Raw genomic sequence first — 14,291 nt, forward strand, 5'->3', positions numbered from 1 at the left:
TCCGGAGCGGATGCGTCAGCCGTGGGAGACGGCTCTCACAGGGTTCCCGCACCAGTGACCGGATCCGGACAACTGACGGATCGTCAGATCCGCGCTACCGTGAGCCGTATGGAGACCATGGAGAGCACTCAGGACGCCGCCCCCGACGCGCCGCCGTTCCCGAGGATCATCTCGGTGGACGACCACACGGTGGAGCCCCCGCACGTCTGGCAGGACCGCCTCCCCGCGAAGTACCGCGACCGGGGGCCGCGCATCGTCCGCGCACCGCTCAAGGAAATGACCTTTTTGGGCGGGAAGTTCGCCCCGATCATGGGGGAGAAAGGGGACGATGGCCCCATAGGGGACTGGTGGGTGTACGAGGAGCTGCACCGCCCGCTGACCCGCCTCGACACCGCCGTCGGCTACGACCGCGACGAGATCAAGCTCGAAGTGATCACGTACGAGCAGATGCGGCGCGGCTCCTTCAGTGTCCCGGACCGCCTCGCCGACATGGACGTCAACCACGTCCAGTCCGCCCTGTGCTTCCCCACCTTCCCGCGCTTCTGCGGCCAGACCTTCACCGAGGCGCCCGACCGCGACCTGGGTCTTCTGGCCGTACGGGCGTACAACGACTGGATGGTGGACGAGTGGTGCGGCCCCTCCGCGCAAGGTCGGCTGATACCGCTCACCCTCATCCCCCTCTGGGACGCGGAACTGGCCGCCGCGGAGGTCCGGCGCAACGCGGCGCGCGGCGTGCGGGCCGTCGCCTTCTCGGAAATCCCGCCACATCTCGGGCTGCCGTCGATCCACACGGACTACTGGGACCCCTTCCTCGCCGCCTGCGACGAGACCGACACGGTCGTGGCCATGCACATCGGCTCCTCCAGCAAGATGCCGTCCACCTCGGCCGACGCCCCGCCCGCCGTCGGCTCCACCATCACCTTCGCCAACTGCTGCTTCTCCATGGTCGACTGGCTGATGAGCGGCAAGTTCGAGCGCTTCCCGAACGTGCGGGTCATGTACGCCGAGGGGCAGATCGGCTGGCTCCCCTACATCCTGGAGCGCGCCGACGTCGTCTGGGAGGAGAACCGCGGCTGGGGCGGCGTCGCCGACAAGGTGCACCGGCCGCCGTCCGAGCTCTTCGCCGACCACGTCTTCGGCTGCTTCTTCGACGACGCCTTCGGCCTGCGCAACCTGGACGCGATCGGCGTCGGCAACGTCCTGTACGAGACCGACTACCCGCACTCCGACTCCACCTGGCCGAAGTCCCGCCAGGTCGGCGAGGAGCAGATGGGGCACCTGGCCCCGGACGTCGTGGAGCGGATCGTCCGCGGCAACGCGATCGATCTTCTGGGCCTGACGGAGGACGGGCTGTGGCCCGGGCCCGGGGCCTGAGGTCCTCGACCTCGCAGTGCCCGGGGCCCTCGAAGGGCCTGAGGTCCTCGAAGGGCGATTGTCAGTGGGGCCGTGTTCAATCGAGGACATGGCTGGCAACGAGGTGGTACGGGACGAGACCGTCCGGGACGAGGACTGGTACGGACGAGATCTGTCGGGCCGGTTCTTCGAGGGGTGCACGTTCTTCGACACCGACCTGACGGAGGCCGAGGCGGAGGGCGCCGGGTTCACCGGCTGCACGTTCGCCGGGGTCAGGTTCAACGCCGCGCGCTTCTCGTCGTCGGCGTTCACGAACTGCACATTCCGGGGGTGCGTGTTCTTCGACACCCGCTTCGATCAGTGCAAGGTGATGGGGAGCCTCTTCAAGGACTGTACGTTCACGGTCCTCGAGGTGCGCGGCGGCGACTGGTCGTTCGTCGCGCTGTCCGGCGCCGACCTGCACAAGGCCGTGTTCGACGGGGTGCGGTTGCGCGAGGCCGACCTCAGGGCCGCCCGCCTGGAGGAGGCGACGGTGACGCTCTGCGACCTCTCCGGCGCCCAGCTCCGCAGCGCCCGGCTCGCCGGGGCCGACCTGCGCGGCAGCGACCTCTCCGCCCTCGATCCGCTGACCGCGCAGATCGGCGGCGCGAAGATCGACCCGGACCAGGCGGCGGTGATCGCCGGGGCACTCGGCTTCGAGGTGGGCTGAAGGGTGCGGTGACGCGGGGCGCGCGCAGCTCTTGTCTGATGGGTCGTCAGGTACGACGATGTGGGCCGTCGTAGTAAGTGACACGCCGTCAGATCAGGGCGAGGGGTTGAGGTCCTATGGTGCCGGTGCCGGGCACGGCGGAAGTCTTTCCTCCGGGGCGGCTCGCGTACGGGATGCAGCTTCCCGTGCAGTCGCAGAGCGCCCTCTTCGCGGAGTCGTGGGAGGCGGAGGCGGGCGTCGGGGATCTGGTGGAGATCGCCCGCGTCGCGGACCGCTCCGGGTTCGCGTACCTCGCGAGCTGTGACCACGTCGCGATCCCGCGGCGGCTCGCGGACGCGATGGGCACCACCTGGTACGACCCGGTCGCCACGCTCGCGTACCTCGCCGCCGCCACCGAGCGCATCCGGCTGCTGAGCCACGTCGCGATCGTCGGCCTGCGTCACCCCCTGCTGAGCGCCAAGCAGTACGCGACCCTCGACCACCTCAGCGGCGGCCGTCTCATCCTCGGTGTCGGCGCCGGGCACGTGGCGGAGGAGTTCGAGGCGCTCGGCGTCGACTTCGCGCGCCGGGGGGGCGTGCTCGACGAGACCGTGGACGCGCTGCGGGCCGCGCTCGGGCCCGGGGAGTTCCCCGAGTACCGGGGTGAGTTCTTCGCCTTCGAGGGGCTCGGCCAGCGGCCCCGCCCCGCGCAGCGACGGGTGCCTATCTGGGTCGGCGGCTCCTCGCCCGCCGCCGTCCGCCGGGCCGCCGTGCGCGGCGACGGCTGGCTGCCCCAGGGCGACCCGCGCGACCGGCTCCCCGACCAGATCGCCAAGCTGAAGCGGCTGCGGGCGGAAGCCGGCATCGAGGCGCCGCTCACCGTCGGCGCCATCACCGAGCCGCTGTACGTGGGGGAGCCCACCTGGCCCGTCGGGCGGCGCACGCTCAGCGGGAAGCCCGCCGCCCTCGCGGAGTCGCTGCGCGCGTACGCGGCGATGGGCGTGCACCAGATCCAGGTGCGGTTCCGCAGCCGCAGCCGCGGGGAACTCACCGACCAGATGGCGGCGTTCGGCGCGGAGGTCGCGCCCCACCTTGGATAGAGCGTTCGTTCCATTGAGTCGAACCAGGAGGCCGGCATGGGCAAGCTGGACGGGCGCGTCGTCATCGTCACCGGTGGCGCGCGCGGGCAGGGCGAGCAGGAGGCGCGGCTGTTCGTCGAGGAAGGCGCGCGGGTCGTCGTCGGCGACGTACTCGACGAGCAGGGGGAGGCGCTGGCGAAGGAGCTGGGGCACGAGCGCGCCCGGTACGTCCACCTGGACGTGAGCCAGGAGGCGGACTGGGCCGCCGCCGTCGACGCCACGAAGGGCGCCTTCGGCAAGGTGGACGGCCTGGTCAACAACGCGGGGATTCTTCGTTTCAACGAGCTGGTGAAGACCCCGCTGGCAGAATTCCTGCAGATCGTGCAGGTCAACCAGGTCGGCGTGTTCCTCGGCATCAAGGCGACCGCGCCCGAGATCGCCGCGGCCGGCGGCGGCTCCATCGTGAACACCGCCTCGTACGCGGGAATGACGGGCATGGCGTACGTCGGGGCGTACACCGCGACCAAGCACGCCATCATCGGCCTCACCCGGGTCGCCGCCCTCGAACTGGCCAAACAGCGCATACGCGTCAACGCGGTCTGCCCCGGCGCCATCGACACCGCCATGAGCAATCCGGCGCACCTCGACCCCCAGGCGGACACCGAGCAGGCCTCGCGCGGCCTGGACGCGCTGTACCGCAAGCTCGTGCCGCTCGGGCGGGTGGGCCGGGCGGAGGAGGTGGCCCGGCTCGCGCTGTTCCTCACCGCCGAGGAGGACTCGGCGTACATCACCGGGCAGCCGTTCGTGATCGACGGCGGCTGGCTGGCAGGCGTGAGCGTCATCTGACGCCACATCAGCTATTGACGGTCCTGGCGTGCGGTGGAACAGTCGGCTGCATAGATCTGACGGTACGTCAGAAACTGACGAGGACGGTGAACCTCCTTGGAATTCGGGCTCTTTGTACAGGGATACGTGGGCAAGCGGGCCGAGACCGACCCGCAAGCCGAGCACAAGGCGCTGATGGAGGAGACCGAGTACGTCATCCAGGCGGACAAGTCGGGCTTCAAGTACGCCTGGGCGTCCGAGCACCACTTCCTGGAGGAGTACTCGCACCTCTCCGCCAACGACGTGTTTCTGGGGTATCTCGCGCACGCGACCGAGCGGATTCATCTGGGGTCGGGGATCTTCAATCCGCTCGCCCAGGTCAACCACCCCGTGAAGGTCGCCGAGAAGGTCGCCATGCTCGACCATCTGTCGGAGGGCCGCTTCGAGTTCGGCAGCGGGCGCGGCGCCGGGTCCCACGAGATACTCGGCTTCCTGCCGGGCATCACCGACATGAACCACACCAAGGAGATCTGGGAAGAGACCATCGCCGAGTTCCCCAAGATGTGGCTCCAGGAGGAGTACGAGGGGTTCCGGGGCAAGCACTGGCAGCTGCCGCCGCGCAAGGTCTTCCCGAAGCCGTACGGTGCCTCGCATCCCGCGATGTGGTACGCCGCCGGGTCCCCGTCCTCGTACGCCATGGCCGCGAAGAAGGGGCTCGGGGTGCTCGGGTTCTCCGTGCAGAAGGTCTCCGACATGGAGTGGGTGCTCGAGCAGTACAAGACCGCGATCCGCGATGCCGAGCCCGTCGGCGCCTTCGTCAACGACAACGTGATGGTGACGTCCACGGCGATCTGTGCCGAGACGCACGAGGAGGCCGTGCGGATCGCCGTCGGCGGCGGGCTCAACTATCTCCAGTCGCTGGTCTTCCGCTACCACGACACCTTTCCGCGGCCCGAGGGGATTCCCGAGTGGCCCGAGGTGCTGCCCGACTACACCGAGGAGATCATCGAGCTGCTCATCTCCGAGGAGTTGATGATCTGTGGGGATCCGGAGGAGGTGACTCGGCAGTGCAAGCGGTGGGAGCAGGCGGGGGCCGACCAGTTGTCCTTCGGGCTGCCTATTGGGGTCTCGTACGAGGACACGCTCACCTCGATCCGGCTGATCGGTGAGCACGTCATCCCGAAGATCGACACGGATCCTGTGCATCGGACCACGCGGATGCGGCAGGCGTAGGCCCTCGCGGGGGGCGCCCCAGGCCCGCCCCTTCCCGTAACCAGGGGGCTGCCGCCCCCTGGACCCCCGCTTATCGCCGCTCCGCGGCTCGTCCTCAAGCGCCGGACGGGCTGAATACTTCGCCGGGGCGGGCTGAAAGCAACGCGCTGAAATGGAGGACCTCCCGCCATGCTCGACCATCTCATCAAAGGTGCGACCGTCGTCGACGGGACGGGTGCCGCGGCCCGTGTCGTCGACGTGGGTATCCGGGACGGGCGCGTGGCCGTCGTCGCGGCGGACGTCGCGGAAGCGGCCCGTACCCGTGAAGAGGCCCACGGCCTGGTTCTCGCGCCCGGGTTCGTCGATCCGCACACGCACTACGACGCGCAGTTGTTCTGGGACCCGTACGCGACGCCGTCGCTGAACCACGGGGTGACGACGGTCGCGGGCGGCAACTGTGGCTTCACGCTTGCCCCGTTGAATCCGGCGCGGCCCGAGGACGCCGACTACACGCGGCGGATGATGTCCAAGGTCGAGGGCATGTCCCTGGTGGCGTTGGAGGAGGGTGCGCCCTGGTCGTGGCACTCCTTCGGGGAGTATCTGGACGCGTTGGAGGGGCGGATCGCCGTCAACGCGGGGTTCATGGTGGGGCATTGTGCGCTGCGGCGGTACGTGATGGGGGCGGATGCCGTGGGTGGGCAGCCGTCGGACGCGCAGATGGATCGGATGCTCGCGTTGTTCCATGAGGCCATGGAGGCCGGTGCTTGGGGGCTTTCCACCACGCAGTCCTCGACGCACTCGGACGGTGACGGCAAGCCGGTGGCGTCCCGGCACGCCGGGCCCGCCGAGCTGCTCGCGCTGTCGCGGGCGGTCGCCGAGCACGAGGGCACGCAGTTGGAGGCGATCGTCGCCGGGTGTCTCGACCAGTTCAGCGATGCCGAGATCGAGCTGTTCGTGGACATGAGCGCGGCGGCGGGGCGCCCGCTGAACTGGAACGTCCTCACGATCGACGCCGCCGTGCCCGAGCGCGTGCCGCGGCAGTTGGTCGCGAGTGAGCGGGCGCGGAAGGCGGGCGGGCGTGTCGTGGCGCTTACGATGCCGATCCTGACGCCGATGAACATGTCGCTCGGCACGTTCTGCGCCCTGAACCTGATCCCCGGGTGGGGGGACATCCTCGGCCTGCCCATTCCCGAGCGCGTCGCGAAGCTCCGCGACCCGGACATCCGCGCCGGGATGCTGCGGCACGCCGGCAGCAAGGAGGCCGGGGTCTTCCGCCGTCTCACCAACTTCGGCCGGTATGTCATCGGTGACACGTATTCCCCGGAGAATGAGGGTCTTACCGGCCGGGTGGTGCGGGACATCGCCGCCGAGCGCGGCCAGGAGCCCTTCGAGTGCATCGTCGAGATCTGCGCCAACGACCGTATGCGTACGGTCCTTTGGCCCATGCCCACCGACAACGACCCGGACTCCTGGGCGCTGCGCGCCGAGACCTGGCAGCACGAGGACGTCATGCTCGGCGGCTCCGACGCGGGCGCGCACCTGGACCGCATGTGCGGCGCCCCGTACACGACGCGTTTCCTCGGGGACTGTCTGCGGGGCCGGAAGCTGATGGGTCTGGAGCAGGCGGTGAAGATGCTCACCGACGACCCGGCGCGGCTCTTCGGGCTGCGGGAGCGGGGCCGGGTCGCTGAGGGCTTCCACGCGGACCTGGTCCTCTTCGACCCCGAACGGATCGACGCGGGCAAGGCCACCCTCGTGCACGACCTGCCCGGCGACAGCCCGCGCCTGGACTCCAAGGCGATCGGGGTGAACGCCGTGTGGGTCAACGGCGTCGAGGTGATCCGCGACGACGTGGTGACCGGGGCGGTGCCCGGGACGGTGCTGCGGTCGGGGCGGGACACCAGGACGGTGAGCACGCGGTGAGCGACTTCCCTGTGGGCGGCTTAGCTCCCGCCGGGGCCGGAGCCGCGGGTGGTCCGCAGCGGCTGTTCGTCGACGGGGTCTGGGAGGAACCCGAGGGCGGTCACTATGAGGTGATCGACCCGGCGACCGAGGGCGTCGTCGGCCTGGCCCCCGAGGCGAGCCGGGCGCAGGTGTGGCAGGCGGCGTCGGCGGCGCGGGCGGCCTTCGAGACGTGGTCGCGTACGCCGCCGTCGGAGCGGGCGGCCGTCCTCGACCGCGCCGCCGACATCGTCCAGCGGGACTTCGCCGCGCACGCGGAGCTGGCGCGGGCCGAGACCGGCGCGACGACCGGCACGGCGCGCGGCATGCAGGTCGCGGTGGCGGTGGCGCGGTTCCGGCGGTACGCGCGCGGCGCCTTGGAGCCGGTGGAGACGGGACTGCCGCCTCAGGTGAACGAGGCGGGTCCGATGGGCAAGGCGGGTGTGCTCGGCGCCGTCGCCGTCCGGCAGCCCGTCGGCGTCGTCACCTGCATCACCTCGTACAACAACCCCTGGGCGAACCCGGCGGGCAAGATCGCCCCTGCCCTGGCGATGGGCAACACCGTCGTCGTGAAGCCGGCCCCGCAGGACCCGCTGTCCGTGTACCGGATGGCGGCGGCACTCGAGGAGGCCGGGGCGCCGCCGGGCGTGGTGAACGTCGTGTCGGGCGCGGCCCCCGAGGTCGGCGAGGCGGCCGTCGACTCGCCCGACGTCGACATGGTGAGCTTCACCGGCTCGACGGCGGTCGGACAGCGCATCGGGGAGGTCTGCGGCCGCGGCATGAAACGCCAGCTCATGGAGTTGGGCGGAAAGGGCGCGGCGGTCGTCTTCGAGGACGCGGACCTGGACGCGGCGGTGGCGGGCATCGGCACGACGTTCTCCTTCTACAGCGGCCAGATCTGTACGGCGCCGACGCGGGTGATCGTCCACCGGCGGGTGTACGAGCCGCTGCTGGAGAAGCTGGCGCGCTACGCCTCGTACCTGAAGGTCGGGGACCCGAGGGAGCGGGACACGGTGGTCGGCCCGCTGATCTCGGCGGCGCATCGTGAACGGGTGGAGTCGTACGTGGAGTTGGGCCGCAAGGAGGGCGCGCGGGTGGTGACGGGCGGCGAACCCCCGGCCTCCCCGCTGCCGCGGGGCTTCTACGTCACGCCCACCCTCCTGGCCGACTGCGCGCCGCACATGCGGGTGGTCCGGGAGGAGATCTTCGGCCCGGTCGTCGTGGTCGTCCCCTTCGACGGCGAGGGCGAGACCGCCGAGGACACAGCGGTGGCCCTGGCCAACGACAGCGACTACGGCCTGCTCGACTACGTCTGGTCGGCCGACGCGGCCCGCGCCTTCCGGGTGGCCCGGCGGCTGCGGGCGGGCGGGGTCGGCGTGAACACCATCGGCCGCAACATGGAGGCCCCGTTCGGCGGCTTCAAGCAGAGCGGGGTGGGGCGGGACTGCGGGTCGTACGCACTGCACGCGTACAGCGAGACGCAGGCGGTGGTGTGGGCGGGGTAGCCCCCCGGCCCGGCCCCCGGCCCAGGCCCTCGGCCCTAGGGCCGGGCTGGTCCCTGGGTAGTCCCTTGGACGGATACGGCCCCCCGTGAGCCCGAACTAGCGTCCTCCCCATGAGACTTGCACTGATCGGAACAGGGAATGTCGGCCGGGCGCTGGCCAAGGGCTGGGCCGCGGCGGGCCACGAGGTGGTCCTCGGCTCCCGGGACCCGGCCGCGAAGGCGGACCTGGCGGAGGAGTCGGGGGTGCCGGTGGTCACGGTCGCGGAGGCGGTGGCGCGGGCGGAGGTCGTGGTGAACGCGACCCCCGGCACCGAATCCGTCGCCCTCCTGCGCACGGTGAGCGCCGAGCTGCGCGGAAAGCTGCTGATCGACATAGCCGTCGGCTTCACCGAGGAGCCCCACGGCATGGCTCTCTCGCACCCCGCCGTCTCCCTCGGCGAGGAGATCCAGACGGCGTTCCCCGACGCCCGGGTGGTCAAGACCCTGAGCACGATGGACGCCATCGTGATGACGGCCCCCGCCGACCTCACGGGCCCGGCCACCGTCTTCCTCTCCGGCAACGACCCCCAGGCCAAGAAGACGACCGCCACCCTCCTCACCGACCTCGGCTGGCCCGAGTCCACCCACCTGGACCTCGGCCCCATCGAAACCGCCCGCGGCCAGGAACACTTCGCCCTGCTGTTCATGGGAATCGCGGGCGCACTCGGCTCCTACGACTTCGGCATCCGCGTGGTGCCGCACCGCGGGGACTGAGGGATGGGCGTCACGCGGGGTTCCGCAGGGCGCGGTGCGTGAGGGACAGGACGTGGGACACCAGGTCGGCGGTGTCGATCCGGGCCTCCTGGGAGATCAGGTCGTCCAGGAGGCCGTCGATGCCGTGGTAGATCAGACGGAACGTCATCGCGGGGTCGGCGGCCCGGAAGGCTCCGGCCTCGGCGCCTTCCGTGACGTACGCGCAGATGCGCTCGACCACGCGGCGGTTGGCCTGCTTGCAGATCTCCAGGGCCTTCGCGTTGGCGGAGCCGTAGACGGTCCGGTGCAACTCGGCGTTGCGTACGGCGTGTTCGACGAGGGCGGTCAGGAGCCGGTCCAGGGTCGGCCACCAGTCCGCGTCGTCCGTGAGGAAGCTCTCCGCGATGTCGGCGATGCCGTCGACGTACCGCTCCCACAGGGCGCCGAGGAGGTGGTCCTTGGAGTCGAAGTACAGGTAGAACGTGCCCTTGCCGATGTCCGCGGCGTCGGCGAGCTCCGTGATGGTCGCCCGCTCGAACCCGACCTCGGCGAAGACCTTCTCGCCGCCGCGCAGGATGTCCTCGCGGCGGTCGTCCGGGCTCTTGGCGACGCGTTTGCGCCGGGGCTTGGCTTGGGGCGGCATGCTCTCACCCTAGCCGACTGACCAGCGGTCAGAACTCTGTCGATCACTGCGTTCTCTTCATTGACCGGCGGTCAGTCACTCTGATTGACTGACTGCCGGTCATTCGATGTGCGCAGGGTGCGGGAGAGGACGGCGGGAACCGAGATGTCCAGGAAGCCGGTCGCGGAAGCGGGAAGGGCGGCAGCAGTCGGAGGCGCGGAAGAGGGGGAATCCGGAGGGATGGCGCGGGGCGGGGCCGCGCCGGGCGGGCGAGGTTCTCGGCTCCTGTTCTGGGGCACTGCCTACACCCTCGTCGTCCTCCTGGCCGGCACCAACCTCCCCACCCCCCTCTACCGCGGCTACCAGCGGGAGTTCGGCTTCTCCCCGCTCACGGTGACGCTGATCTTCGCGGTGTACGTCGCCGCGCTCGTGCCGTCGCTCCTCGTCGCGGGGCCGCTGTCCGACGCGGTGGGGCGCCACAGGGTGTTGCTGCCCGCGGTCGGCCTGGCCGCGGCGGGGGCCGGGGTGTTCGCCCTCGCGGACGGGGTGGGGTGGCTGTTCGCCGGACGTGTGCTGCAAGGTGCGGCCGTCGGGGCGGCGTCCGGTGCGCTCACCGCGCAGTTGAGCGAGCTCGAACCCGGTGGGGACCGGCGGCGGGCCGCGCTGGTGTCCACCGCGGCTTCGGTGGGCGGGCTCGGGGTGGGGCCGCTGATCGCGGGGGTCCTCGCCCAGTACGCGCCCGCGCCGCACATGCTGCCGTATGTCGTGGAGATCGTCCTGCTGGCTCCCGCGGCCGTCGTCGTGGCCGCGGTGCCCGCCTCCGGGCGGCGGGGGCGGTGGCGCCCGCGCCGCCCCTCCGTGCCCGCCGCGGTCCGTCCTGCCTTCGTGACGAGCGGCGCGGCGAGCTTCCTCGCGTTCTCGGTGACCGGGCTCTTCCTGGCGCTGGTCCCCACGTATGTCGGCAAGTTGTCCGGCAGCGGCAACGTCGCGCTGGCCGGCGGCGCGGTCGCGCTGATGCTGGCCTGTTCCGTGGTGGCTCAGCTCGCCGGGTACGGGAGGTCCGCCCCCCGGTTGCAGGTGACCGGGCTCGGTCTGCTGGCTCTGGGGCTCGTGCTGCTCGCCGTCGCGGGCGGGCTCTCCTCGCCGACGCTGCTGCTCGTGGCGACGGTCGTCGGCGGTGTCGGGCAGGGGCTCGCCTTTCTCGGCGCCCTCACCCGCATCAACCACCTGGCCCCGCGCGACCGGCACGCCGAAGTCATCTCCAGCTTCTACGTCGTCGTCTACCTGGGCGTCGGCGTTCCTGTCATCGGCGTCGGCCTCCTGTCCTTGACGATCGGCCTGCTCCCCGCCGTACAGACCTTCGCCGTGGCCGTCGCGGCGCTCTGCCTGACGGACGCGGCACTCCTCGCCCGCACACGATCGGGTGACGCTTAGCCATATTCCAGGGGCAGTTGCCGTAGTCGTCCTAACGTTCCGCACATGGTGAGTTCATCCCACGAAGCGATGCACCGGATCTTCCAGAAGGAGCCGGAAGTCTTCGGGCGCGCCTTTCGCGCGCTCGACATCCCGTTCCCGGAGCCGATCGCGGTGACCTTGCTGACCAATGACTTAACGGAGACGGAGCCGCTGGAGCGCAGGGTGGACACGTTGCTCCGGTTCGACACCGAGAAGGAGGGCAGCTACCTGGTCGCCGTGGAGGCGCAGGGCCGCAAGGACGCGGGCAAGCCCGCGAGCTGGGCCTACTACACGTCGTACCTGCATGCGAAGTACGAGCTCCCGACCGTCCTCCTCATCACCTGCCAGGACAAGGCGACCGGGGTCTGGGCCGCGGGCCCCTTCAGCGTCGGCCCGGTCCACTGGCCCATGCTCACGATCCGCCCCCTCGTTCTGGGCCCCCACAACGTGCCGGTCATCATCGACGTCGAGACGGCCGTCAAGGACATCCCGCTCGCGACGTTCTCCGCGATTACGCACGGCAAGGACGCCAACGCCGATGCCATACTGAGGACGCTGGACGCCGCCTTGAGGACCATCGACAGAGAAGACGCGGACATCTTCTCCGAACTGACCGAACAGGGTCTGGCCAACAGCCCGGCCCTCAAAATCTGGAGGGAACTGATGGCCGTCGACACTTCCTTTTTCCGCTCGGAGAGGGCGATGAAGCTGCGTGCCGAGGGGCGAGTGGAGTTGATCCTGCGAGTCCTTGAGCGGCGCGGTGTCGAGGTGCCCGAGTCCGTGCGCGAGCGGATCACGGCGTGTGTCGATCTGGACGCCCTCGACATCTGGTTCGACCGGTCCCTGACGGCGGAGTCCGCTGACGAACTGTTCGGGGACGGAGAGGACACCTCGTGACCGTTCCGCTCTCCTACTTCCGCTCGGAGAGGGCGATGAAGCTGCGCGCGGAGGGGTGCGCGGAGGGGCGCTTGCAGGGACGTGCGGAGGTGATTCTGCGGGTCCTTGAGGTGCGTGGCATCGAGATTCCCGACTCCGTGCGGGGGCGGGTCATGGGATGTCGCGATCTGGACACCCTCGGCAGTTGGTTCGACCGTTCCATGTCAGCCACGACAGCCGACGACCTCTTCGCAGAACCCGACGACTGACGGCAGCCGGGGCTCAGTTGCCCCGGCTGCTTCTCATGGCCAGTGCCGCCGTCACCAAGTACAGCAGGGCGAACGCCGCGAACACCACGCCGTGGGTGGCCCGCGTGCTCAGGAACGCGTACGTTCCGTAGACCGTGACCGTCGTCAGGTCTGTGGCGGCGCCCGCCAGGGACGTCACCGTTGCCCGGCTCGGGCCGGTGACGTGGGTCTGGAGGTGGGCGTCGGCCAGGATGGTGGCCAGTTGGAAGCCGGCGAAGGCCAGGGCCACGAGGGTGACGGCCGCGGGGAGCGGGAAGCCGGTGGCCGGGAGGGCCGCGCCCGCGGCGAGCGCCGCGCCCGCGCAGGCGAGCAGCGCCGCGAAGCCCGCCCTGCCCACGCCCCGCGTGCCCAGGCCCCGCGTGCCCACGCTCTGTACCGGCCCCGCCAGCAGGCTCCCCGCCGTCGCCCCCACCCAGATCAGCAGCAGCCACCACGGCACCTCCGCGTCCGCCGCACCGGCCTCCCGGACCAGGAGCGGCGTGTACTCGTCCAGGGCGCCCCATACGGCGGTCACGGCCGGTACGAGGAGGAGTGCCCGTCGTACGGGGCGGCTGTCGCGGGCTTCAGTGAGGCCTGCCCGCAAGGTCGCCGCCCAGCCCGAGGGCGGTTCGGCCTCGTCCTCGGCCGCTTCCCGGGTCCGATGTTCCGGGAGCCGGGCCGCCACCACCGCCGTCAGCACGCACGCCCCCACGCTCGCCGCGCCCACCACCCCGTACCCGCCCGCCCCCAGCACCGGGCCCGCGAGCGCCGTCGCCGTCATCACGCCGAGCAGGGACGCGGCCCGCGCCCGGCCCATGACACGGGCGTAGGCGTCGGCCGCGCCGAGGTGGTCCAACTCCTCGTACACCAGGGCTTCCAGCGCGCCGGAGCCGAGCGCGCCCTTCGCGCCCCACAGGACGAAGCCGAGGGCGAAGGTCCAGTACGAGGGGGCGACGATCCAGAGGGCGAAGCCCGTGGCGGACAGCAGAGGGCCGGTCCACAGCAGGAGGCGGCGCGAGACCGCGTCGGCCAGGGCGCCGGAGGGCACCTCGAGGACGATGCCGGTCAGTGACCAGAGAACGAAGAGGGACGAGAGCTGCGCGACGGACAGGCCCGCGTCGCTGAACAGCAGCGCGTACACGGGGTAGAGCAGGACGCAGTCGTCCAGGAACGAGTACGCGTACAGCGTCGCCGCGAGGCGGCGGTGGCTTCCGGTGCCCGGTGAAGGTTCGCCCGGTGAAGGTCAATGTCGGCGCGTCATGCCCCCGAGCCTAGCCGCCCGCCGCCGCGTCCGCCCGGGCCCCGGCCAGGATCGCGTCCAGGAGCCCCGGATACCGCGCGTCCAGGTCGTCACGGCGCAGCGTCAGCAGGTTCTCCCGGCCGGAGGGGCGCTGCCAGATCACGCCGTTCTCGCGCAGCACGCGCCAGTGGTGCGTCATGGTCGACTTCGCCGGTACGCCAAGGGTGTTGAGGACGCTCGTGCAGTTGTGGTCGCCGCCGGCGTCAAGGAGCCGGACGACGGACAGCCGCAGCGGGTTGCCGAGGGCGGTCAGGACGCCGTCGACCCGGATCTGGTCCCGCTCGGGGTGGCGGTAGCTCATGGCCTCAACGGTACCTCTGTACGAAGACATACGGACTGTCGCTGCCCGTTCCCCCTTGTCGCCCGCCGTGATCGTACGTAAGGATGCGTACAGTCAATTGTACGTATCAACGCGTA

Annotated in this window: 14 protein-coding genes; 11 read left to right on the forward strand and 3 right to left on the reverse strand. The window is 70.8% G+C overall.

Annotated elements, in window-relative coordinates; all coding sequences use genetic code 11:
* Window positions 1–108: 108 nt before the first annotated feature.
* The 8 genes from AC0KTA_RS21390 to AC0KTA_RS21425 all read left to right on the forward strand — a co-directional run bounded on the left by AC0KTA_RS21390 (window position 109) and on the right by AC0KTA_RS21425 (window position 9,355).
* A complete protein-coding gene (locus tag AC0KTA_RS21390; protein WP_481049823.1) occupies window positions 109–1,374 on the forward strand; it encodes an amidohydrolase family protein in 1,266 nt (421 codons plus the stop codon).
* A gap of 88 nt (window positions 1,375–1,462) precedes the next feature.
* Window positions 1,463–2,062, forward strand: coding sequence for a pentapeptide repeat-containing protein (locus AC0KTA_RS21395; RefSeq protein ID WP_481049824.1), 600 nt, complete (start codon window positions 1,463–1,465; stop codon window positions 2,060–2,062).
* Window positions 2,063–2,178: 116 nt separating this feature from the next.
* Entirely contained in the window at window positions 2,179–3,141 is a 963-nt protein-coding gene (locus AC0KTA_RS21400) for a TIGR03619 family F420-dependent LLM class oxidoreductase (RefSeq protein ID WP_481049825.1), read from the forward strand.
* A gap of 36 nt (window positions 3,142–3,177) precedes the next feature.
* Complete coding sequence (locus AC0KTA_RS21405; protein WP_481049826.1) at window positions 3,178–3,966, forward strand: SDR family NAD(P)-dependent oxidoreductase; 789 nt, start codon at window positions 3,178–3,180, stop codon at window positions 3,964–3,966.
* A 96-nt stretch (window positions 3,967–4,062) separates the two neighbouring features.
* Entirely contained in the window at window positions 4,063–5,178 is a 1,116-nt protein-coding gene (locus AC0KTA_RS21410; RefSeq protein WP_481049827.1) for an LLM class flavin-dependent oxidoreductase, read from the forward strand.
* 168 nt (window positions 5,179–5,346) lie between these two features.
* On the forward strand, window positions 5,347–7,080 hold the full coding sequence (locus tag AC0KTA_RS21415) for an N-acyl-D-amino-acid deacylase family protein (protein ID WP_481049828.1): 1,734 nt from the start codon (window positions 5,347–5,349) through the stop codon (window positions 7,078–7,080).
* The gene (locus AC0KTA_RS21420) at window positions 7,077–8,603 is read left to right on the forward strand and encodes an aldehyde dehydrogenase family protein (protein WP_481049829.1); all 1,527 of its coding nucleotides are present in this window, start codon (window positions 7,077–7,079) and stop codon (window positions 8,601–8,603) included. Before AC0KTA_RS21415 ends, AC0KTA_RS21420 begins: the two co-directional genes overlap by 4 nt.
* Before the next feature lie 110 nt (window positions 8,604–8,713).
* Complete coding sequence (locus tag AC0KTA_RS21425) at window positions 8,714–9,355, forward strand: NADPH-dependent F420 reductase (RefSeq protein ID WP_481049830.1); 642 nt, start codon at window positions 8,714–8,716, stop codon at window positions 9,353–9,355.
* 10 nt (window positions 9,356–9,365) lie between these two features.
* On the opposite strand, the gene AC0KTA_RS21430 is transcribed toward AC0KTA_RS21425, so the two are convergent.
* Entirely contained in the window at window positions 9,366–9,977 is a 612-nt protein-coding gene (locus tag AC0KTA_RS21430; protein ID WP_481049831.1) for a TetR/AcrR family transcriptional regulator, read from the reverse strand.
* A 219-nt stretch (window positions 9,978–10,196) separates the two neighbouring features.
* Here AC0KTA_RS21430 and AC0KTA_RS21435 point away from each other — a divergent pair, with 219 nt between their 5' ends.
* The 3 genes from AC0KTA_RS21435 to AC0KTA_RS21445 are packed head-to-tail and all read left to right on the forward strand — an operon-like array spanning window position 10,197 to window position 12,556.
* The gene (locus AC0KTA_RS21435) at window positions 10,197–11,390 is read left to right on the forward strand and encodes an MFS transporter (protein ID WP_481049832.1); all 1,194 of its coding nucleotides are present in this window, start codon (window positions 10,197–10,199) and stop codon (window positions 11,388–11,390) included.
* Window positions 11,391–11,435: 45 nt separating this feature from the next.
* Window positions 11,436–12,308: a hypothetical protein gene (locus AC0KTA_RS21440; RefSeq protein WP_481049833.1), complete on the forward strand. Its 873-nt coding sequence runs from the start codon at window positions 11,436–11,438 to the stop codon at window positions 12,306–12,308.
* Window positions 12,305–12,556: a hypothetical protein gene (locus AC0KTA_RS21445; protein ID WP_481049834.1), complete on the forward strand. Its 252-nt coding sequence runs from the start codon at window positions 12,305–12,307 to the stop codon at window positions 12,554–12,556. The genes AC0KTA_RS21440 and AC0KTA_RS21445 overlap by 4 nt, the downstream gene beginning before the upstream one ends.
* A gap of 13 nt (window positions 12,557–12,569) precedes the next feature.
* Here the strand turns inward: AC0KTA_RS21445 and AC0KTA_RS21450 are convergent, their stop codons facing one another.
* Entirely contained in the window at window positions 12,570–13,760 is a 1,191-nt protein-coding gene (locus tag AC0KTA_RS21450) for an MFS transporter (protein ID WP_481056512.1), read from the reverse strand.
* Between the two features lie 85 nt (window positions 13,761–13,845).
* Window positions 13,846–14,175 (reverse strand): ArsR/SmtB family transcription factor, encoded by a 330-nt coding sequence (locus AC0KTA_RS21455; RefSeq protein ID WP_481049835.1) that lies wholly within the window; start codon window positions 14,173–14,175, stop codon window positions 13,846–13,848.
* Window positions 14,176–14,291: the final 116 nt, after the last annotated feature.

The organism is Streptomyces sp. Y309 (genome assembly GCF_056712025.1).

Excerpts from the sequence above, each read along its gene's own strand:
- AC0KTA_RS21435 (WP_481049832.1), top strand. The coding sequence starts at position 10,197 with ATGGCGCGGGGCGGGGCCGCGCCGGGCGGGCGAGGTTCTCGGCTCCTG.
- AC0KTA_RS21455 (WP_481049835.1), bottom strand. The coding sequence starts at position 14,175 with ATGAGCTACCGCCACCCCGAGCGGGACCAGATCCGGGTCGACGGCGTC.
- AC0KTA_RS21430 (WP_481049831.1), bottom strand. The coding sequence starts at position 9,977 with ATGCCGCCCCAAGCCAAGCCCCGGCGCAAACGCGTCGCCAAGAGCCCG.
- AC0KTA_RS21440 (WP_481049833.1), top strand. The coding sequence starts at position 11,436 with ATGGTGAGTTCATCCCACGAAGCGATGCACCGGATCTTCCAGAAGGAG.
- AC0KTA_RS21400 (WP_481049825.1), top strand. The coding sequence starts at position 2,179 with ATGGTGCCGGTGCCGGGCACGGCGGAAGTCTTTCCTCCGGGGCGGCTC.
- AC0KTA_RS21425 (WP_481049830.1), top strand. The coding sequence starts at position 8,714 with ATGAGACTTGCACTGATCGGAACAGGGAATGTCGGCCGGGCGCTGGCC.
- AC0KTA_RS21415 (WP_481049828.1), top strand. The coding sequence starts at position 5,347 with ATGCTCGACCATCTCATCAAAGGTGCGACCGTCGTCGACGGGACGGGT.
- AC0KTA_RS21395 (WP_481049824.1), top strand. The coding sequence starts at position 1,463 with ATGGCTGGCAACGAGGTGGTACGGGACGAGACCGTCCGGGACGAGGAC.
- AC0KTA_RS21405 (WP_481049826.1), top strand. The coding sequence starts at position 3,178 with ATGGGCAAGCTGGACGGGCGCGTCGTCATCGTCACCGGTGGCGCGCGC.
- AC0KTA_RS21390 (WP_481049823.1), top strand. The coding sequence starts at position 109 with ATGGAGACCATGGAGAGCACTCAGGACGCCGCCCCCGACGCGCCGCCG.